At 57.5% G+C, this 19880-nt stretch carries 25 protein-coding genes; 17 read left to right on the top strand and 8 right to left on the bottom strand.

The genetic code is table 11. The annotated features are described in order from the left end of the window. The first annotated feature begins 47 nt into the window (after positions 1 to 47). Positions 48 to 500: a c-type cytochrome gene (locus ABWQ00_RS06560; protein WP_353237877.1), complete on the top strand. Its 453-nt coding sequence runs from the start codon at positions 48 to 50 to the stop codon at positions 498 to 500. A gap of 90 nt (positions 501 to 590) precedes the next feature. Here the strand turns inward: ABWQ00_RS06560 and ABWQ00_RS06555 are convergent, their stop codons facing one another. From ABWQ00_RS06555 to ABWQ00_RS06545, 3 genes are read right to left on the bottom strand one after another with little or no spacing between them, the layout of a single operon-like run. Beyond that, positions 591 to 1118 (bottom strand): TlpA disulfide reductase family protein, encoded by a 528-nt coding sequence (locus ABWQ00_RS06555; protein WP_353237876.1) that lies wholly within the window; start codon positions 1116 to 1118, stop codon positions 591 to 593. Positions 1119 to 1149: 31 nt separating this feature from the next. After that, the gene (locus ABWQ00_RS06550; protein ID WP_353237875.1) at positions 1150 to 1878 is read right to left on the bottom strand and encodes an alpha/beta hydrolase; all 729 of its coding nucleotides are present in this window, start codon (positions 1876 to 1878) and stop codon (positions 1150 to 1152) included. Further along, entirely contained in the window at positions 1878 to 3122 is a 1245-nt protein-coding gene (locus tag ABWQ00_RS06545; protein ID WP_353237874.1) for a CaiB/BaiF CoA transferase family protein, read from the bottom strand. Before ABWQ00_RS06545 ends, ABWQ00_RS06550 begins: the two co-directional genes overlap by 1 nt. Positions 3123 to 3175: 53 nt before the next feature. Here ABWQ00_RS06545 and ABWQ00_RS06540 point away from each other — a divergent pair, with 53 nt between their 5' ends. From ABWQ00_RS06540 to ptsP, 5 genes are read left to right on the top strand one after another with little or no spacing between them, the layout of a single operon-like run. Then, entirely contained in the window at positions 3176 to 3724 is a 549-nt protein-coding gene (locus ABWQ00_RS06540; RefSeq protein ID WP_353237873.1) for a hypothetical protein, read from the top strand. Continuing rightward, positions 3721 to 5016 (top strand): MFS transporter, encoded by a 1296-nt coding sequence (locus tag ABWQ00_RS06535; RefSeq protein WP_353237872.1) that lies wholly within the window; start codon positions 3721 to 3723, stop codon positions 5014 to 5016. Before ABWQ00_RS06540 ends, ABWQ00_RS06535 begins: the two co-directional genes overlap by 4 nt. Then, positions 5013 to 5456, top strand: coding sequence for a PTS sugar transporter subunit IIA (locus ABWQ00_RS06530; protein ID WP_353237871.1), 444 nt, complete (start codon positions 5013 to 5015; stop codon positions 5454 to 5456). Before ABWQ00_RS06535 ends, ABWQ00_RS06530 begins: the two co-directional genes overlap by 4 nt. Continuing rightward, positions 5425 to 5694, top strand: coding sequence for an HPr family phosphocarrier protein (locus ABWQ00_RS06525; protein ID WP_353237870.1), 270 nt, complete (start codon positions 5425 to 5427; stop codon positions 5692 to 5694). The genes ABWQ00_RS06530 and ABWQ00_RS06525 overlap by 32 nt, the downstream gene beginning before the upstream one ends. 3 nt (positions 5695 to 5697) lie before the next feature. After that, entirely contained in the window at positions 5698 to 7446 is a 1749-nt protein-coding gene (ptsP, locus tag ABWQ00_RS06520) for a phosphoenolpyruvate--protein phosphotransferase (RefSeq protein WP_353237869.1), read from the top strand. A 44-nt stretch (positions 7447 to 7490) separates the two neighbouring features. Here ptsP and yghU read toward each other — a convergent pair whose 3' ends face one another. Genes yghU through ABWQ00_RS06495 form a run of 5 tightly spaced genes read right to left on the bottom strand, consistent with a single transcriptional unit; the run spans position 7491 to position 10734 of the window. Beyond that, a complete protein-coding gene (gene yghU / locus ABWQ00_RS06515) occupies positions 7491 to 8363 on the bottom strand; it encodes a glutathione-dependent disulfide-bond oxidoreductase (RefSeq protein ID WP_353237868.1) in 873 nt (290 codons plus the stop codon). A 32-nt stretch (positions 8364 to 8395) separates the two neighbouring features. Continuing rightward, the gene (gene lipA / locus ABWQ00_RS06510) at positions 8396 to 9409 is read right to left on the bottom strand and encodes a lipoyl synthase (protein WP_353237867.1); all 1014 of its coding nucleotides are present in this window, start codon (positions 9407 to 9409) and stop codon (positions 8396 to 8398) included. Positions 9410 to 9455: 46 nt separating this feature from the next. After that, entirely contained in the window at positions 9456 to 10118 is a 663-nt protein-coding gene (lipB, locus tag ABWQ00_RS06505) for a lipoyl(octanoyl) transferase LipB (RefSeq protein WP_353237866.1), read from the bottom strand. Between the two features lie 2 nt (positions 10119 to 10120). Beyond that, a complete protein-coding gene (locus ABWQ00_RS06500) occupies positions 10121 to 10420 on the bottom strand; it encodes a DUF493 family protein (protein ID WP_353237865.1) in 300 nt (99 codons plus the stop codon). A 26-nt stretch (positions 10421 to 10446) separates the two neighbouring features. Then, complete coding sequence (locus tag ABWQ00_RS06495) at positions 10447 to 10734, bottom strand: CopD family protein (protein ID WP_353237864.1); 288 nt, start codon at positions 10732 to 10734, stop codon at positions 10447 to 10449. Between ABWQ00_RS06495 and ABWQ00_RS06490 the strand changes: the two genes are divergently transcribed. From ABWQ00_RS06490 to ABWQ00_RS06440, 11 genes are all read left to right on the top strand, one after another. Further along, the gene (locus ABWQ00_RS06490; RefSeq protein ID WP_353237863.1) at positions 10679 to 11614 is read left to right on the top strand and encodes an ATP synthase subunit I; all 936 of its coding nucleotides are present in this window, start codon (positions 10679 to 10681) and stop codon (positions 11612 to 11614) included. The two genes, ABWQ00_RS06495 and ABWQ00_RS06490, sit on opposite strands and share 56 nt — an antisense overlap. Before the next feature lie 3 nt (positions 11615 to 11617). Continuing rightward, the gene (atpB, locus tag ABWQ00_RS06485; RefSeq protein WP_353237862.1) at positions 11618 to 12496 is read left to right on the top strand and encodes a F0F1 ATP synthase subunit A; all 879 of its coding nucleotides are present in this window, start codon (positions 11618 to 11620) and stop codon (positions 12494 to 12496) included. A gap of 56 nt (positions 12497 to 12552) precedes the next feature. Further along, positions 12553 to 12798 carry a F0F1 ATP synthase subunit C gene (atpE, locus tag ABWQ00_RS06480; RefSeq protein WP_353237861.1) on the top strand — a complete coding sequence of 82 codons (246 nt, stop codon included), beginning with the start codon at positions 12553 to 12555 and terminating at the stop codon, positions 12796 to 12798. A 36-nt stretch (positions 12799 to 12834) separates the two neighbouring features. Next, complete coding sequence (locus ABWQ00_RS06475; protein WP_300559375.1) at positions 12835 to 13305, top strand: F0F1 ATP synthase subunit B; 471 nt, start codon at positions 12835 to 12837, stop codon at positions 13303 to 13305. Between the two features lie 22 nt (positions 13306 to 13327). Next, positions 13328 to 13858 carry a F0F1 ATP synthase subunit delta gene (locus ABWQ00_RS06470; RefSeq protein WP_353237860.1) on the top strand — a complete coding sequence of 177 codons (531 nt, stop codon included), beginning with the start codon at positions 13328 to 13330 and terminating at the stop codon, positions 13856 to 13858. A 44-nt stretch (positions 13859 to 13902) separates the two neighbouring features. Further along, a complete protein-coding gene (atpA, locus tag ABWQ00_RS06465; RefSeq protein WP_353237859.1) occupies positions 13903 to 15456 on the top strand; it encodes a F0F1 ATP synthase subunit alpha in 1554 nt (517 codons plus the stop codon). Positions 15457 to 15483: 27 nt separating this feature from the next. Next, positions 15484 to 16368 (top strand): F0F1 ATP synthase subunit gamma, encoded by an 885-nt coding sequence (gene atpG / locus ABWQ00_RS06460; protein WP_353237858.1) that lies wholly within the window; start codon positions 15484 to 15486, stop codon positions 16366 to 16368. A 38-nt stretch (positions 16369 to 16406) separates the two neighbouring features. Next, positions 16407 to 17810 (top strand): F0F1 ATP synthase subunit beta, encoded by a 1404-nt coding sequence (gene atpD / locus ABWQ00_RS06455; RefSeq protein WP_353237857.1) that lies wholly within the window; start codon positions 16407 to 16409, stop codon positions 17808 to 17810. 67 nt (positions 17811 to 17877) lie between these two features. Beyond that, complete coding sequence (locus ABWQ00_RS06450) at positions 17878 to 18291, top strand: F0F1 ATP synthase subunit epsilon (RefSeq protein WP_353237856.1); 414 nt, start codon at positions 17878 to 17880, stop codon at positions 18289 to 18291. 116 nt (positions 18292 to 18407) lie between these two features. Continuing rightward, positions 18408 to 18857: a YybH family protein gene (locus tag ABWQ00_RS06445; protein ID WP_353237855.1), complete on the top strand. Its 450-nt coding sequence runs from the start codon at positions 18408 to 18410 to the stop codon at positions 18855 to 18857. A gap of 4 nt (positions 18858 to 18861) precedes the next feature. After that, complete coding sequence (locus ABWQ00_RS06440) at positions 18862 to 19875, top strand: YheT family hydrolase (RefSeq protein ID WP_353237854.1); 1014 nt, start codon at positions 18862 to 18864, stop codon at positions 19873 to 19875. The last annotated feature ends 5 nt before the right edge of the window (positions 19876 to 19880 follow it).

Below are 19880 nucleotides of genomic sequence, written 5' to 3'. Positions count from 1 at the left end.
CATCAGCATAAACCTTATGCAGCCGTTTCAACTGATCGGAGTCAAACATGAAACACACATTGAGCATCATCGGCACATTGCTGGCCATCACCATGGCCGTTCCAGCACAGGCACAGTTCGCCAAGCCTGAAGACGCCATCAAATACCGCAAAGCCAGCTTCAACGTCATGGCGGCACACTTCGGTCGGGTGGGCGCCATGGCCAATGGCAGGATGCCCTACGATGCCAAGCTGGCTCAAGAGAATGCAGAAATCGCGGCTGCGATGGCCAAATTGCCATGGGCGGCATTTGGTGAAGGTACAGACAAAGGCGATACACGCGCCAAGCCTGAAATCTGGAAAGAAGCGGCCAAATACAAAGAGGCCTCAGACAAGATGCAAGCTGAAATGATGAAACTCAATACTGCTGCCAAAGCGGGCAACATCGACGCGCTCAAAGTGGCATTTGGACCAGCAGCTGCATCGTGCAAGGCCTGTCACGACGTATTCCGCAAGGACTGACGGCACTTCAAGGTACGGGTGGGTCTCAAAAAGGCTGAATGAAGTTGCCTTTGCCCCTGAAAGGGGAGACAGAGCCCCTCAAGAACTGCATCAAGATTCGGCCAATAATTTGTCGATGAGCTGATGCAGCTCGACAAAATCGGGTGTTCCGACAAAACGCTTGACGATCTGGCCACGCTTGTTCACCAAAAAGGTGGTCGGCGTGAGCTTCACATCCCCCCATGCGCGCGCAACAGCCCCAGTGTTGTCAATCGCCACTTTGAAGGGCAATTGCCGCGATTGCGCAAAGTTCACCACATAGCTCGGTGGGTCGTAGCTCATGGCCACAGCCACCGTGTCGAAACCTCGGTCTTTGAATTTTTGGTGGGTCGCCATCAGATCAGGCATTTCGGCCACACATGAGGTGCAGCTGGTGGCCCAAAAGTTGATCAAGGCCACTTGACCCTTCAACTGCTGCGAGCTGAGGGTGGAGCCATCGAGTAACACGAAAGAAGACTCAGGGGCTTGTTCTGCGGCACACCCCCAAAGGAGCCAGCTCAGACCCAGTGCACCCACCCCATTGAGCAAGCGATGCCACAAGGTCCGCAGATTCACAAAGGGCAAGCAGTTCGTTTTCATGGCTGAAAGTTTAAACCGTTCGATGGGCGCATCAAACCACCGACAACAGGTGTGCCAAAAGGCCTTCCGGGTCGCTGACCATGGGGTCGTGACCGGTGGCCATGTTCACCACACGTGAGCCCGGCAGCCAGGCACCGTCCCAGAACTTGGGATCAACCATGCGTTGACGGCTGACATCGATGGTCCCTAAAGTGGGTGATGTGCAGTTGATGAAGGTGCGCGGCACGCTGGCCACACGTTGTGGATCAAATTCAAGCACCTGGGTGTAAGGGCCGCCCGGGTGAGGTGTTTGACGTCTTTGCACCCAAGCATGGTCTGCATCGCTCAGGCCAAACACTGAAGGGTCTGGGGCTGGGAATGCGTGCAAAGGATCGACCTGAGCGGCCGCTATGCGGGCATTGCGTGTGGCGCTGGCGTGGGTGCTGCTCCAGCTTTCGCCGGGTTTGGGCAACACCGCATCCAGGTACACCAGATGGCGCAAACGATCAGGCCTGCGATCGGCCACCGCGGTGCCCAACATGCCCGCATAGGAATGCACCACCAAAACCACATCATTCAGCTCTTCGGCGTCCATGGCCGCCATCACGTCTGTGATGTGGGTTTCCAAGTCGATATGGGGGTGCAACAGGTGTGCCCGCTCACCCACTCCGGTCAGGGTGACCGCATGGGCGCGGTGCCCAGCAGCCATCAGGCCGGGCAAGACACGTTGCCAACACCAAGCCCCGTGCCAAGCGCCATGCACCAACAAAAAATGCGCCATCAAATCACCCCTTTGCCGCGCAGCGCACCTTGTCGTTCAGCGTCCCAGCCCAAAACTTCACTCAGCACTTCTGCGGTGTGCTGCCCCAGCATGGGCGGGGGCAAGTCTTGGCGTACAGGGGTCAGGCTCATCTTGATGGGGCTGGCCACCAACTGCAGGTCGGCCTTGACGGGGTGTTGCCATGTTTGCACCATGCCACGCGCCTGGATTTGCGGATCAACAAATACCTCGCCCAAGGTGTTGATGGCACCACAGGGCACTTTGGCCGCTTCCAAAGCGGCCAGCCAATCGGCTTTGGTGCGGGTTTTCATGATGCCCTCAAGCAAGGGCACCAAAACGTGGCGGTTTCGCACACGCTCGGTGTTGAGGGCATAGAGCGGGTCTTTGGCCACATCTGGAACGCCCGCCACCGCGCAAAACTTGGCGAACTGCCCGTCGTTGCCCACCGCCAAGATCAGGTGGTCCCGGGTATCCGGCGCAGCATCGACGGGCGGCATCACTTCAAAAACTTGGTAGGGCACGATGTTTTGGTGTGCATTGCCAGCCCGGCCTGGCACTTTGCCGCTGACCAAGTAGTTAGAACCCAAATTGGCCAACATGGCCACCTGGGTGTCCAGCAAGGCCATGTCCACATATTGGCCTTGGCCTGTGCGCTCGACATGGCGAAGCGCTGCCAAGATGGCCACGGTGGCATACATGCCGGTGAACAAATCGGCCACCGCAACCCCCACCTTTTGGGGACCGCCGCCCAGATCGTCGCGCTCACCCGTGACGCTCATCAAGCCACCGATGCCTTGCACCGCATAGTCGTAACCTGCCCGTTCACTGTAAGGGCCGGTTTGGCCAAACCCGGTCACACTGCAATACACCAGCTTGGGGTTCAGGGCGCTCATGCTGTCATAGTCCAAGCCATACCGGGCCATGTCGCCCACCTTGAAGTTTTCTACAAACACATCGCAATGGCGTACCAGTTCGCGGATCAGCGCTTGGCCTTCGGGCTGGGCGATGTCGCAGGTCACCGAACGCTTGTTGCGGTTGGCGCCCAGGTAATAAGCTGCTTCGGCCGTGTTCTGGCCTTGGGCATCTTTCAAAAATGGAGGGCCCCAGGTGCGGGTGTCGTCGCCCGAGCCGGGTCGCTCGATCTTGATCACATCGGCCCCTAAGTCGGCCAAAGTTTGGGTGCACCAAGGGCCCGCGAGGACGCGGGACAGGTCGAGAACGCGGATGCCATCGAGTGAATTCATGGCTCACATTGTCGCTAAAAGCCGATGCCGACGCTGATCAGGATAATCACCCCATGCGAAAACATTCATCGGCCTGCGCGGCCTCCTTGGTATTGACCTGGATATTGAGCGCCTGCACGCCTGCGCAGAATTGGCGGGACATCGCTTTCGAGGGCAGTGCCCTGAAGGCGCAGCTGCCTTGCAAGCCCGACCGCACGACACGTTCGGTGCCTCTGGGGGGCGTGTCGGTTGACCTGCAAGTTGCCGGCTGCGAAAGCGAGTCCGCCATGGTGGCCGTCATGACCGCTTCCTTACCTACTGGCTCCGATGCCACCGCCGTGTTGTCAGGCTGGCAAAAGGCCACTCTGGACAACGCCCGCGTGCCTTCAACAGGCACAGGCCCCCAGCCACAATCCTGGCACCGCCCGGGTCATTTGCCCCTCGCATCCTCACAACGCGTCCAAGCCATGGGACTCAAAAGCAATGGCGAGCCCGTGGCCATGGATGCCGTGTGGGGCGCTGTGACCGAGGGCGACCGGGTCCGTGTGGTCCACGCCGTGGTGTATGACCGCAAAATCCAGCCCGAGATGGCCAACACCTTGTTTGAAAGCATCAAGCCATGAGCGCTGCCACTTTGACAACACCCCTCATCACCCACCCTGACCATTTGCCTCGCCGTATGGCGGTGGTGGTATTTCTGGCTTTTGCCCTGGCTTACTTTTTTTCGGCCTTGGTGCGGGCCATCACCGCCACCTTGTCGCCCACCCTGACCGCCGAGTTCAGTTTGAGTGCGCAAGACTTGGGCCTGTTGGCGGGTGGTTACTTTCTGGGGTTTTCGTTGACCCAGCTGCCCTTGGGGCGCTGGTTGGACCGGCATGGCCCCAAAAAAGTCATCTTGGCTTTCTTGAGTTTTGCGGTGCTGGGCTGCCTGGCTTTTTCTTGGGCCGACAGCTTTCATGGCTTGTTGGCTGCGCGCGTTTTGTGCGGCATGGGCGTGAGTGCCTGTCTGATGGCGCCATTGACGGGTTACCGTCGCTGGTTTGACGCCAATACCCAGCTGCGTACCAACTCCTGGATGCTGATGACCGGCTCTTTGGGCATGTTGGCCGCCACTTTGCCGGTGCAATGGCTCATGCCCATCTGGGGCTGGCGTGCGCTGTTTGTCATGCTGGGCGTGATGATCGCCATCGCCATGCTGCTGATTGCCCTGCTGGTGCCGGTTTGGCAAAAAGCCACCCCCACGGCCGACATCCCTAAAGCCCCTGCCGATGACGATGGCAGCTACCGCGAAATTTGGCGCAGCGCCTATTTTTGGCGCATGGCGCCCATCGGCTTCTTCAGCTATGGCGGCATGGTGGCCATTCAAACCCTGTGGGCGGGTCCGTGGATGACCCAGGTGGCAGGTTGGAGCGCGAACCAGGCGGCTTCGGGCTTGTTCCTGATCAACTTGGCCATGTTGGTGACTTTTTGGTTATGGGGCCTGATCACGCCGGGCTTGGCACGCCGGGGCATACCGGTTGAACGCTTGATTGCTTGGGGCTTGCCGCTCAGTTTTGTAGTGATTGGCACGCTGGTCTGGATGGGGACCTCCATTGGCGCTGCCGCTGCCGTGGGCATGGCTTTGCTGTGCGTCAGCAGCACCTTTGTGGCCCTGGCGCAGCCAGCGGTGGGCATGGCCTTTCCTTCTCACTTGGCGGGGCGGGCCTTGTCGGCCTACAACCTGGTGATCTTTGCCGGCATCTTTGTGGTGCAGTGGGGCATTGGTTTGTTGGTGGACGCCGGGCGTGCCCTGGGACTGCCCAACGTGCAGGCTTACCAAATGGCCTTGGGCTGCTTTGGCCTCACCTCGATCGCATCCTGGGTGTTTTTCATCCTCAAAAATCCGTCCAAGGTCGATAATCTGTCTCCACCATGATTGGCATCCTCATCATCGCCCACGCCCCGTTGGCCAGCGCTTTGCGCGAATGCGCGCTGCACGTCTTTCCCGATTGTGTGGACGGCGTGCAGGCTCTGGACATCGGTCCCCAAGATCCACCCGAGGACAGTTTGCTGCGCGCCCATGCCGCCATGGCTACATTGGGCACCCCAGAAGTCCTGTTGCTCAGTGACGTCTTTGGCGCTACACCCTGCAATGTGGCCCAACAACTGGGCGATGGCCTAGACACCCGCTTGGTGGCGGGCGTCAATTTGCCCATGCTGCTGCGCAGTGTGTGTTACCGACACGAAAGCCTTGAATCGCTGGCTGCACGCGCGCAAGCGGGTGGCACCCAGGGCGTGATGCCTGTGGGCAGCACCGCACCCCAAAATCAAACTGGACCCAGACATGCCCCAAGCCACCGTGACCATCAGCAATAAATTGGGCTTGCATGCCCGCGCGTCCGCCAAACTCACCAAATTGGCAGGCAGTTTTCCATGCGAGGTTTGGCTCAGCAAAGGCGAGCGCCGCATCAATGCCAAAAGCATCATGGGCGTCATGATGCTGGCTGCCGGCTTGGGCAGCGAGGTGGTGATCGAGACGGTTGGTGAACAAGCTGACGATGCCTTGACCGCCTTGATGGTCTTGATCAACGATAAATTCGGCGAAGGCGAATAAGCCATGACCTTCAGCATCCATGGCTTGGCGGTGGCGCGCGGCATCGCCATTGGCCGCGCGGTTCTGGTGGCCTCTAGCCGGGTCGATGTGGCGCACTATTTTGTGAGCCCCGAGCAAGTGGGTGCAGAAATCATGCGCTTGCGTGTGGCCCGTGATGCGGTGGTCGATGAGCTGCAGCGACTGCAAAAAGGCATGCCCAAAGACGCACCGCACGAACTCGTGGCGCTGCTCGATGTGCATCTGATGCTGCTGCAAGACGAAGAATTGACCTCGGGCGTGGTGCAGTGGATCAAGACGCGCTTCTACAACGCCGAATGGGCGCTGACCAGTCAACTGGAAATCATCGTTCGCCAGTTCGAGGAAATGGAAGACCCCTATCTGCGTGAACGCAAAGCCGACATGGAGCAAGTGGGCGAGCGGGTGCTGCATTGCCTCAAAGGCACAGGCTCCATGGTGGCGCAAGCCAAGCGGCCACAGCGTCCGCAACAAGAACTTCAGTTGGACGACACCGACGTGCCCCTGGTGTTGGTGGCGCATGACCTCTCGCCCGCCGACATGCTCCAGTTCAAGCAAAGTGTCTTCACCGGTTTTGTGACCGATGTGGGTGGCAAAACCTCGCACACCGCCATCGTGGCCCGCAGCTTGGACATCCCAGCGGTGGTGGGTGCGCGCACCGCCAGTCAGCTGGTCAAGCAAGACGATTGGGTCATCATCGATGGGGATGCAGGCGTGGTCATCGTGGACCCCTCCCCCATCATCTTGGCCGATTACGGCTTCAAGCAACGCCAGGGCGATCTGGAGCGCGAGCGCTTGGCGCGCTTGCGACACACCCCCTCGGTCACCTTGGATGGTCAAAAAATCGAGCTCTTGGCCAACATCGAAATGCCCGAAGACACCCAGGCGGCCATCACGGCCGGGGCTGTGGGGGTGGGCTTGTTTCGCAGCGAATTCTTGTTCATGGGGCGACAAGGACGCCTGCCAGACGAGGATGAACAATATTTGGCCTACCGCCGTGCAGTTGATGGCATGAACGGTTTGCCGGTGACCATCCGCACGGTGGATGTCGGTGCCGACAAGCCACTCGATGAGACCCGCCATGATGCGGCGCACCTGAACCCTGCGCTGGGCTTGCGCGCCATCCGCTGGAGTCTGGCCGATCCGGCCATGTTCCTCACCCAGTTGCGCGCCATCTTGCGTGCTGCAGCGCACGGGCAGGTGCACTTGCTGATTCCCATGCTGGCGCATGGCAGCGAGATCCGTCAGACCTTGGCCCTGATCGACCAAGCCCGGCACGAGTTGGACCGTCGTGGCGTAGCCCATGGCCCGGTCAAACTGGGCGCGATGATCGAGATCCCAGCCGCCGCATTGTCCTTGCGCTTGTTCCTCAAATATTTTGACTTTTTGTCCATTGGCACCAACGACCTGATCCAGTACACCCTGGCCATCGATCGGGCTGATGAGTCGGTGGCGCACCTGTATGACCCGCTGCACCCGGCGGTGTTGCGTTTGATCGCAGACACCATCGCCGAATGCCACCGACAAGGCAAAAGCGTGTCGGTGTGCGGTGAGATGGCGGGCGACGTGGCCATGACAAGGCTGCTGCTGGGGCTGGGTCTGCGCAGTTTTTCCATGCACCCCTCCCAGATCCTGTCTGTCAAACAACAGGTGTTGCGCTCGGACGCCACCAAGCTGGCGCTGTGGGCTGAGCAGGTGTTGGACAGCGACGATCCCGCTGTTCACATGAGCGCTTAGCGCAAAAAGAACACCCAGCGAACCGGTCTTGACCTGAGCCGGCCTCAGGTCTGCTTGAGTTTGTCCTGCGTCCGGGTGTCGAAATCACTGGCGTCGTGGCGCTCGTGCAGCTGCGATTCGGGCGCCCCCATGACGCGGTTGACCATGCGGCCGCGTTGCACCGCAGGGCGTTGCGCCAGTTCTTCGGCCCAGCGCTGCACATGGCTGTATTCATTCACCTGTAAAAACTCACCCGCTTCGTAGAGCAGGCCCTTGGCCAGTGCGCCGTACCAAGGCCAGATGGCGATGTCGGCGATGGTGTAGTCATTGCCTGCAATGAAGCGGCTTTGTTCCAAGCGCTGGTTGAGCACGTCCATTTCACGTTTGACTTCCATGGCAAAGCGGTCAATCGCGTATTCGATCTTGATGGGGGCGTACGCATAAAAATGTCCAAAGCCGCCGCCCAGATAAGGCGCGCTGCCCATTTGCCAGAACAGCCATGACAGGCATTCGGCACGTTGGGCTGGCTCAGTGGGCACCAAGGCCGCAAACTTTTCGGCCAGGTACAGCAAGATGGCGCCCGACTCAAAAACGCGCACGGGCTGCTCGCCACTGCAGTCCAGCAAGGCCGGAATTTTGGAGTTGGGGTTGACTTCCACAAAGCCGCTGCCGAACTGCTGCCCTTCGTTGATGCGGATCAGCCAGGCATCGTATTCGGCACCGGTGTGGCCCAATGCCAGCAGCTCTTCGAGCATCACGGTGACTTTGACTCCGTTGGGTGTGCCCAGCGAATACAGCTGCAGCGGGTGTTGGCCGCGTGGCAGTTCCTGCTCGTGCGTGGCCCCCGCTACGGGGCGGTTGATGTTGGCAAAACGCCCGCCGTTGGCTTTGTTCCAGGTCCAGATTTTGGGCGGTGTGTATGGGCTGGAATCGGTCATGTTGGGTTCGTGGTGGGTAGGATGTCAATGCTTTAAGCGCGGCTGTCCGCCAAGTTTTGGCTCGCCGAATGCGCCTGCTGATCAGCGTGGTAGCTTGAGCGCACCATGGCGCCGACAGCCGCGTGCGAAAAGCCCATCTCGTAGGCCTTGGCCTCGAACATCTTGAAGGTGTCGGGATGCACGTAGCGGCGCACTGGCAGGTGGCTGTTGCTGGGGGCCAGGTACTGGCCAATGGTCAGCATCTCGATGTTGTGCGCGCGCATGTCGCGCATGACCTCCAGAATCTCTTCGTCGGTCTCGCCCAAACCGACCATCAGGCCGCTCTTGGTGGGCACGTTGGGGAACAGCGTCTTGAATTTTTTCAGCAGGTTCAACGAGAACTGGTAGTCCGAGCCGGGGCGTGCTTCTTTGTAAAGGCGTGGCACGGTTTCCATGTTGTGGTTCATCACATCCGGAGGTGCGGCCTTCAGGATCTCGAGGGCGCGGTCATCTCGGCCACGGAAGTCGGGCACCAGAACTTCGATTTGGGTGTTGGGCGAGAGTTCGCGTGTTTTGCGGATGCATTCCACAAAGTGGCCCGCGCCGCCGTCACGCAAATCATCGCGGTCCACGCTGGTGATGACCACGTATTGCAGCTTGAGCTGGGCGATGGTCTGGGCCAAGTTGTCGGGCTCGTTCACATCCAGCGGGTCGGGGCGGCCGTGGCCCACGTCGCAAAACGGGCAGCGGCGGGTGCATTTGTCGCCCATGATCATGAAGGTGGCCGTGCCCTTGCCAAAGCATTCGCCGATGTTGGGGCAGCTGGCTTCTTCGCACACCGTGACCAGTTTGTTGCTGCGCAAAATGTCTTTGATTTCGTAAAAGCGGGTGGTGGGCGAGCCGGCCTTGACGCGGATCCAGTCGGGCTTTTTCAGCACTTCGGCTTGTTCGACCTTGACCGGGATGCGCGAGAGTTTGGCGGCGGCTTTTTGCTTGGCCATGGGGTCATAGTTTTCAACGCTTTGCGCTTCGCGAACCACGTTGCGTTCGGTGGGGGTGTTGCTCATTCGGGTCTTTCAGTCGCTGCCGCTGGGTGGGTGCGCAGGCAGGGTTTCATAAACGGGTGGCCAATTGGTGAGCCAGCACGCGCGCAGCTTCGTCCCAGGTGGTTTCTACACCGATTGTAGAAAGGTCCACGGTTTTCAGGCCCGCATAACCACATGGGTTGATGCGTTCAAAGGGTTGAAGGTCCATGGCCACGTTCAGCGCTGCGCCATGGTAGGTGCAGTGGCGGCTGACTTTGATGCCCAAAGCACTGATCTTGCCCAATCCCTTGAATGTCTCGCCCGCCGGGGCCGGGCCGACCAGGGTCGCGTGGCTGAAGGGGTCGTCCAAGCGCACATAAATGCCCGGGGCACCCGCCACCCGGTGCCCTGTCACGCCAAAGTGCGCCAGGGTGCGAATGACGGACTCTTCCAGTTTGAAGACGTATTCTTTGACGTAGTAACCGGCACGCTGCAAGTTGACCAAGGGGTAGGCCATGACTTGGCCGGGACCATGAAAGGTGACTTGGCCGCCCCGGTTGGTCTGCACCACCGGAATGTCGCCGGGCGTCAAGAGGTGCGAGGCCTGGCCCGCCAGCCCTTGGGTAAATACTGGCGGGTGCTCGCAAACCCAGAGTTCATTGGGTGTGTCGGGGGTGCGCTCGGCGGTAAATGCCTGCATCGCTTCGTAGGTGGGCAGGTAGTCCACACGCCCGAGCAGCCGGATGTTCATGCTCAAAGCACGATTTTGACCATCGGGTGCGAGGTCAAGGCGCGGTAAAGGTCGTCCAGTTGCTCACGGCTGGTGGCAGTGATGCTGAGTGTGACGCCCAGGTAGTTGCCCCCTTTGCTGGGGCGCAGTTCGATGGTTCGAGCATCAAAACCGGGGTCAAATTGCAGGGCCACTTGGCACATGGCTTCGGCGAAGCCCTCCACCATGGCGCCCATGACCTTGATGGGAAAGACCGAGGGGTATTCGATCAGGCTGTCTTTGCGGGGGTCGGTGCCAGCGGGTGGTGTGATGGAGGCGCTCATGGGAATATTCCGGTTGAACGCCAAGCTTAACGCCAGACCACCACGGCCAGAACCGCCAGCCAGCCCAAGGTAAAGTTGGTGAGCACCAAGGGGTGAATTTGCCCCAGGGCTTTGCCTGCCGTGGGCCAATCAGAGGCATGCACAGCGGCTTTGAGTTGGCGAAATGGTGCAAACCAGATGTGCGCAAAGATCAGGCACATCAAGAGTCCCAAGCCCGACATGGCGTGCCAGCCCTTGGGGGCCAGTTGCATATCGGTCATGAACAACATCCAAAATCCTGACGCCAAAATCAGGACAATGGACGCCCAGACCATGGCAAAAAAGCGGCTCAAAACAGCCGACATCAAGGCCAAGCGCTCTGGGGGGGCCATCTGGACAATGACCACGGGGCGCAGCGCCAAAATCACCAAGGCCATACCGCCAAGCCAGACGATGCCTGCGCTTAAATGCAAAAATTTAATCCATTCATACATAGGTTTGAACTCAGGGTGGAGTGATGGAGAGATTAGAAAATCCAGAAAATGTGTGAGGGCATCAGAGAATGCACTCAAAACGTACAAATTGCGTGGATTAGAGTCAAAAAGTGGAGGGGCACGGGTTTTTACGTATAGAATCTGGGGCTTTGCAAAGCTTGATGCATGTTTAAACTGGGCGCCAATTGAGATGACTGACATCGCCTCAAATTCGCAAGCGGTCCCAGACAAACTGAAAGCAAGTGCTGTAGATGATGTCACGGAACCTGAATTCAAGCCCCTGACAGCCGATGAGGCGCAAGTTTGGCGGCTGAGAAATCCTGCATTGATGCCTTGGCGCATCGTTGGTTTGCAGGCTGGTGTGGGGAGCTTGATGGTTTTGCTGACATGGCTGTTGACGGACGATCGGCGATTGGCTGCTTCTGTGGCTTGGGGGGTATTGGCGGTGGTGATTCCTGCCATGGTGTTTGTCAGGGCTTTGAGCCGACAAATGCGAGTTGCCCAGCCAAAAGTTGCGCTGGCGGGTTTGTTTGCTTGGGAGCTGGTCAAAATAGTCTTGACCGTGGCGTTGCTTTTGGTGGCGCCTAAAGTGATATCTGATTTGAGCTGGCTTGCCTTGGTGGCAAGCTTCGTGGTGACGATCAAGGTGTACTGGCTGGCTTTGGCGCTGGGCTGGGTGCAAGGAAAATCGAAGCCGACTTTTTGTCGAACTGATTGGTGATTTATGTCTGCTGAAAACGCTGGCGCGCATGCCCCAACGGCTGGAGAGTACATCCAGCACCACCTGCAACACTTGCAAATGAACTTTTCATTCGAAGGTGTGAAGCAAACAAGCATTGTCGACTTCAGTCTGTTCAATCTGGACTCGGTCTTTTTTTCCTTGGTTTTGGGTGTGCTTGGCAGTTTCTTTTTGTGGTCTGCTGCCCGCAAGGCGACTTCAGGTGTTCCTGGTCGCTTCCAGGCAGCGGTCGAGATCTTGTCCGAAATGGTGGAAAACCAGGCCAAGGGCGTGATCCACAACGCCAAGAGTCGCAAATTGATCTCTCCTTTGGCATTGACCGTCTTCGTCTGGATTTTCTTGATGAACGCGATGGACATGTTGCCTGTGGATCTGCTGCCTGCGGCTTGGCACGCCGCTGGCCCAGCATTGGGTTTTAAGGATTACATGCGCGTTGTGCCCACCGCTGATTTGTCCACGACACTGGGCCTTTCGTGCTCCGTCCTGCTCATCTGTCTCTTCTACAACATCAAGATCAAGGGCTTGGGTGGGTGGTCCCATGAATTGGTTGCTGCACCCTTTGGTGATCATTGGATTCTTTATCCGATCAACTTTTTGATGCAGATGATTGAATATCTGGCCAAGACTGTTTCGCATGGCATGCGATTGTTTGGCAACATGTTTGCAGGTGAGTTGGTGTTCATGTTGATCGCCCTGATGGGTGGCGGCTGGGCGTTGTCAACAACGGGTGTGGGCTTGGCCATTGGCCATGTCATCGCCGGTACTGTGTGGACACTGTTCCACATCTTGGTCATCACCTTGCAAGCCTTCATCTTTATGATGTTGACCTTGGTCTACACAGGCCAAGCGCACGATGCACATTGATGACATTTTTTCTCTTTTCCTGTTTCTTTTTTTCCACTAACTTTTAGGAGCTTCTCATGGATAACATTCTCGGCCTAGTGGCATTGGCTTGCGGTTTGATCGTTGGTTTGGGCGCTTTGGGTGCCTCTATTGGCATCGGTATGATGGGTGGCAAATTCCTCGAATCCGGCGCACGTCAGCCTGAATTGATGAACGAGTTGCAGACCAAAATGTTTTTGTTGGCTGGTTTGATCGACGCGGCTTTCTTGATCGGTGTGGCCATTGCTTTGCTCTTCGCCTTCGCCAACCCCTTCGTATCCTGATCCACGTACCTCTTCCAACAGAAGAAGGATTGAACCGTGAACATTAACGCTACTCTGTTCATTCAGATGATCGTTTTTGCGATTCTGGTGTGGTTCACGATGAAATTCGTGTGGCCCCCGATCACAAAAGCGCTCGACGAACGGGCACAGAAAATCGCTGACGGCCTCGCTGCCGCCGACAAAGCCAAAGCCGAGCTCAGCAATGCCAATGCGCGTGTTGAAGCCGAATTGGCCCAGTCGCGTACCGAGACGGCTTCGCGTTTGGCAGATGCCGAGCGCCGTGCAAATGGCATCGTTGACGACGCCAAAGCACGTGCAACCGAAGAAGGCAACAAGATCATCGCCGCTGCAAAAGCTGAAGCCGAGCAGGAAGCTGTCAAAGCTCGTGAAGCTCTGCGTGAGCAGGTTGCAGCTTTGGCCGTGAAAGGCGCCGAGCAGATTCTCCGCAAGGAAGTCAATGCCGGCGTGCACGCTGATCTGCTGAGCCGCCTCAAGACCGAGCTGTAAAAAGCTCCAGCCAGAGAAGACCATGGCAGAACTTGCTACCATCGCCCGCCCTTATGCCGAAGCGCTTTTCAAAGCGCAGGCATCCGATCTTGCTGGCACGGCCGCTTGGCTGGATGAACTGGCCGCTGTTGCGGAAAACGCGCAATTGCAACAGTTTGTCGACAGCCCCAAAGTGTCCGATGAGCAGGCATTCGAGCTGATCTCTGGCGTGCTTAGAACAGCACTGCCTGAGGCTGGTAAGAACTTCCTGCAACTGATGATCGAAAACCGCCGTCTCAGTGCACTGCCTGTCGTCGCGCAGCAGTATCGGGCACTGATGAATGCGCAAGGAGGCACTGCTGATGCAGTTGTTTACAGCGCATTTCCCATCGACGCTTCGGCTTTGGCTGATTTGTCGTCCACGCTCGAAAAACGCTTTGCGCGAAAGCTCAATGTGAGCGTCGAGCTCGATGCTGCCCTGATCGGTGGCATTCGTGTGGTGGTGGGTGACGAGGTGCTTGACACCTCTGTCAAAGCCCGACTGGAACAAATGAAATCGGCCCTCACCGCTTGATGCGGATGGAGACCGGACATATTTAAAGAAAGAAGGAAAGAGTCATGCAACTCAATCCCGCAGAAATTTCTGAACTGATCAAGAGCCGCATTGAAGGGCTGTCCGCCAACGCCGATATCCGCAACCAAGGCACCGTGGTGTCTGTGACCGACGGTATCGTTCGTGTGCACGGTCTGTCCGATGTGATGCAGGGCGAAATGCTCGAATTCCCATCTACGGCCGAAGGTGCAGCCACTTACGGTTTGGCCCTGAACCTCGAGCGTGACTCGGTGGGCGCCGTGATCTTGGGCGAGTACGAGCACATCTCCGAAGGCGACACGGTCAAGTGCACCGGCCGAATCTTGGAAGTGCCCGTTGGTCCCGAACTGATTGGCCGCGTGGTGAACGCCTTGGGTCAGCCGATTGACGGCAAAGGCCCCATCAACGCCAAGATGACCGACGTGATCGAAAAAGTCGCCCCTGGTGTGATCGCACGTAAATCGGTTGACCAACCCATGCAAACCGGCCTGAAGTCCATCGACTCCATGGTGCCCGTGGGTCGTGGCCAGCGCGAACTGATCATTGGTGACCGTCAGACCGGCAAAACTGCCGTCGCGATCGACGCCATCATCAACCAAAAAGGTCAGAACATGACCTGCGTGTATGTCGCGATTGGTCAAAAAGCCTCGTCGATCAAAAACGTGGTGCGCGCTCTGGAACAAGCTGGCGCGATGGAATACACCATTGTCGTGGCTGCTTCCGCCTCTGAATCCGCTGCCATGCAGTATGTGTCGGCTTACTCTGGCTGCACCATGGGCGAATACTTCCGTGACCGTGGCGAAGACGCTTTGATCGTTTATGACGATCTCTCCAAGCAAGCGGTGGCTTACCGTCAAGTTTCTTTGCTTTTGCGCCGCCCACCAGGCCGCGAAGCCTACCCGGGCGATGTGTTTTATCTGCACAGCCGTTTGCTCGAGCGCGCAGCCCGTGTGAATGCCGATTACGTCGAAGCCTTCACCAAAGGCGCCGTCACAGGCAAAACAGGTTCCTTGACTGCATTGCCCATCATCGAAACCCAAGCTGGTGACGTGTCTGCTTTCGTGCCCACCAACGTGATTTCGATCACCGACGGTCAGATCTTCTTGGAAACCTCCTTGTTCAACGCGGGTATCCGTCCTGCGATCAACGCCGGTGTATCGGTGTCTCGCGTGGGTAGCTCGGCTCAAACGAAGATCATCAAAGGACAGTCCGGCGGTATCCGTACCGACCTGGCCCAGTACCGTGAATTGGCGGCTTTCGCTCAGTTCGCTTCCGATCTGGACGAAGCAACACGCAAGCAGCTTGACCGTGGTGCCCGCGTGACCGAATTGCTCAAGCAAGCCCAGTACAGCCCGCTGTCCATCAGCCTGATGGGTGCCAGCTTGTTCGCGGTCAACAAAGGTTATATGGACGACATCGATGTCAAGAAAGTCCTGGCTTTCGAGCACGGTTTGCATGCTTACCTGAAGGACTCGTGCGCCGCATTGCTGGCCAAGATCGAAAGCTCCAAAGCTTTGGACAAAGAGGCCGAAGCCGAATTGACCACTGCTGTTGCAGCGTTCAAGAAGAGCTTTGCTTAACTTCCACCTGATCAAAAGGAGCCTCTGATGGCATCGGGCAAGGAATTACGCACCAAGATCAAATCGGTGGAAAACACCAAGAAGATCACCAAGGCCATGGAGATGATTTCTGTCTCCAAAATGCGCAAAGCGCAGGAGCGTATGCGCACGGCCCGGCCTTACAGCGAGAAGATTCGCAACATTGCGACCCATCTCGGCCAGGCCAACCCTGAGTACGTGCACCCCTTCATGCGGCGCAACGATGGCAAGTCTGTGGGTTTCATTGTGGTCACCACAGACAAGGGTTTGTGTGGCGGTTTGAACACCAACTTGTTGCGTGCAGTGACTGTTCAATTGCGCGAAACGCAGGCGCAGTGCAAAACGCCTGTGGCTGTGGCCATCGGCGGCAAAGGACTTGGTTTTCTGAATCGGGTCAACGCCAAAGTGGTTTCTCACGTGACCCAATTGGGCGATAAACCGCACCTCGACAAGCTGATTGGCCCCGTCAAGGTGTTGCTCGATGCCTACGCTTCCGGCGAAGTGAGTGCTGTTTACCTGTGCTACAACAAGTTTGTCAGCACCATGGCGCAGCAGCCCACCATCGATATGTTGTTGCCTTTGTCATCAGCCGACATGCAGGCTGAAACCAAAGCCACTGGCCACACGCACGCTTGGGACTACATCTACGAACCCGATGCCCAGACGGTCATCGACGAGTTGTTGGTTCGTTATGCTGAAGCTCTGGCCTATCAGGCCGTGGCCGAAAACATGGCTTCCGAGCACGCAGCGCGGATGGTGGCTATGAAGGCCGCAACCGACAACGCAGGCAATGTGATTGGCGAACTCAAGCTCGTCTACAACAAGACCCGTCAAGCGGCCATCACCAAAGAACTGTCGGAAATCGTCTCTGGCGCAGCCGCAATCAGCGGTTGATTCCCAGTTCAGCAAATTCAAATTATTTGGAGCGAAAAATGCAAGCCCAAGGAAAAATTGTTCAGTGTATTGGCGCTGTGGTCGATGTGGAATTCCCACGCAACCAGATGCCCAAGGTTTATGACGCACTCAAAATGGAAGGCTCCGCGCTGACCCTGGAAGTGCAACAGCAACTCGGCGACGGCATTGTGCGCACCATTGCGCTCGGTTCCTCCGACGGTCTGCGTCGTGGCTTGGTCGTGTCCAACACTGGTAAAGCCATCACCGTTCCCGTGGGCAAAGCCACACTGGGCCGAATCATGGACGTGTTGGGTTCGCCCATTGATGAACGTGGTCCTGTGAGCCAGGAGCTCACCGCTTCGATTCACCGTAAAGCACCGGCCTATGATGAATTGAGCCCTTCGCAAGAATTGCTGGAAACCGGCATCAAAGTGATTGACTTGGTCTGCCCCTTCGCCAAAGGCGGTAAGGTGGGCCTGTTCGGTGGTGCCGGTGTGGGCAAGACCGTGAACATGATGGAACTCATCAACAACATCGCCAAAGCGCACAGCGGTTTGTCTGTGTTTGCAGGTGTGGGTGAGCGTACCCGTGAAGGCAACGACTTCTACCATGAGATGGCCGACTCCGGCGTGGTGAATCTCGAGAACCTGCCCGAGTCCAAAGTGGCCATGGTTTACGGTCAGATGAACGAGCCACCAGGCAACCGTCTGCGTGTCGCTTTGACTGGTTTGACCATTGCCGAATCTTTCCGTGACGAAGGCAAAGACGTGTTGTTCTTCGTGGACAACATCTACCGCTACACACTGGCCGGTACCGAAGTGTCCGCCTTGCTGGGCCGTATGCCTTCTGCTGTGGGTTACCAGCCCACACTGGCCGAAGAAATGGGCCGTTTGCAAGAACGTATCACTTCGACCAAAGTCGGTTCGATCACCTCCATCCAGGCCGTTTACGTGCCAGCGGATGACTTGACCGATCCATCGCCTGCCACCACCTTTGCGCACTTGGACTCCACCGTGGTGTTGTCTCGTGACATCGCTTCGCTCGGTATCTACCCTGCTGTGGATCCTTTGGACTCTACCAGCCGTCAGTTGGATCCCTTGGTGGTCGGACAAGACCACTACGAAACTGCCCGTGCCGTGCAAGGCACACTGCAGCGCTACCGCGAACTGCGCGACATCATCGCGATCATGGGCATGGACGACTTGGCACCTGAAGACAAGTTGGCTGTGGCCCGTGCCCGCAAGATCCAGCGTTTCTTGTCGCAGCCATTCCATGTGGCTGAAGTGTTCACTGGCTCGCCAGGTAAGTACGTCACATTGGCCGAAACCATCCGTGGTTTCAAGATGATTGTGTCTGGCGAGTGCGATCACCTGCCAGAGCAAGCCTTCTACATGGTCGGCACCATCGACGAAGCTTTCGAAAAGGCCAAAAAGGCTGCTTAAGCCCGCATGGGGGCTGCTGACAAGCTTCCCCCAAGCCCGCTTGAAAGCGCCTTTTTAAGGAGTAAACATGAACACCATCCACGTTGATGTGGTCAGTGCAGAAGAGACCATCTGGTCGGGTGAGGCCCGCTTTGTGGCCTTGCCAGGTGAGTCTGGCGAATTGGGTATCTACCCACGCCACACCCCCCTGATTACCCGCATCAAAGCCGGCTCGGTTCGCATCGAAAAAGCCGACGGCGGCGAGGAATTCGTTTTCGTGGCCGGTGGCATTTTGGAAGTGCAGCCTGACTGCGTGACCGTGCTGTCCGACACCGCGATCCGCGGCAAAGACCTTGACGAAGAAAAGGCCAACGCAGCCAAGCAATTGGCCGAAGAGGCCCTGCGCAACGCCAAAAGCGAAATCGATCTGGCTGTGGCCCAGTCCGAATTGGCTGTTTTGGCTGCTCAGTTGTCAGCGCTGCGCAAATACCGCAAAAAGTAATTTACGCAATCCCACTGGCCGTCCACTTCGGTACGTCAAAACACACAACCCGGTGCAGCAATGCAACCGGGTTTTTTGTTGGCAAAATGACAACAAATACACGGGCAAATACACAAATGAAACGCGCAAAGATGAACGCCGCATTAATGGGTGGAACACCTGATGACGTCGAGCAGGCTTTTTATGAAGCCCTGCACAACGCCGATCTGGAAAAGCTGATGGCGTGTTGGGCCGAAGAGGACGAGATTGTTTGTGTCCATCCGGGGGGCGGGCGCATGATCGGCGCAGGTGCCATCAGGTCCACATTTGAAAGCATGTTCAACAACGGGAGTGTGCAGGCCTATCCAGAGCGGGTGTACAAAATTGAGTCCTTGGCCTCATCGGTTCATCATCTTGTTGAGCGTGTCGAGGTGATAACACCGCAAGGCGCGAAGCAGGCGTATGTGATTGCCACCAACGTGTATCACAAGACGGCGCAGGGTTGGCGCATGGTGGCCCACCACACCAGCCCGGGAACCGCCAATGACACGGCCGATACTGGGACCAAGCCCACGGTGCTGCACTGACACGATGAACTATGTCGCACCCGTTTGGCTGCCCGGAGGCCATGCCCAAACCATATGGTCTGCTTTGTACGCCAAAAGAAGAGGCCGAGCAGCCTTACCGCTGAAGCGCACGCGCTGGGACACACCGGATGGTGACTTTGTGGATGTGGATTTCCAATTCGCACAATCGGAGAGTAGACCCTTGTTGGTGCTGTTTCATGGCCTCGAGGGCTCCTCTTCCAGCCATTACGCGCAGGCCTTCGCCGATTGGTCTGCCGAGCAGGATGTCCATTTGGCCATGCCGCATTTCCGGGGCTGCAGTGGTCAGATCAACCTGGCACCGCGGGCTTACCATTCAGGCGATCACGTCGAGATCGATTGGGTCATCAAACGCTTGAAACAAGAGCACCAGCGGCGCGGTGGCAGTGTCCTTTTGGCAGCGGGCGTCTCATTGGGTGGCAACGCCTTGATGCGTTGGGCCGCAGAGCATGGACATCAAGCCAGCCAATCTGCCCAAGCCATTGCGGCCATCTGTTCACCCTTGGACCTGGCCCAAAGCGGTGCAGCGATAGGCAAAGGGCTGAACCGCTACATTTACACGCCGATGTTCTTGAAGAGCATGAAACCCAAAGCTTTGGCCAAATGGGCTCAGTTCCCAGGCTTGTTTGATAAAAAAGCGATGTTGAACGCTTCAGATTTGTATGCTTTTGACAATGTCTTTACGGCACCATTGCATGGCTTCAAAGACACCCAAGATTACTGGGCAAAAGCTTCGGCCAAACCGTTGATGCGCGACATTCGGCTGCCCGCATTGGCCTTGAATGCCTGCAACGATCCGTTTGTACCGGCTCACAGCTTGCCTCAAAAGACCGATGTGTCGAGCAGTGTCACTTTGTGGCAACCCCAGCATGGTGGCCACGTGGGGTTCGCCTCAGGGCCATGGCCTGGGCATGTATTGAACATGCCAGAGGCCGTGGGCCGTTGGCTCATGGCGGCAGCAGGACAGGCTGTTTCGGGGCAACAAACGTACAGAGGCTGAACAAA

This window comes from Limnohabitans sp. (assembly GCF_040400975.1).
Lineage (GTDB): Bacteria > Pseudomonadota > Gammaproteobacteria > Burkholderiales > Burkholderiaceae_C > Limnohabitans_A.
This window is presented reverse-complemented; position numbering and strand designations above follow the sequence as displayed.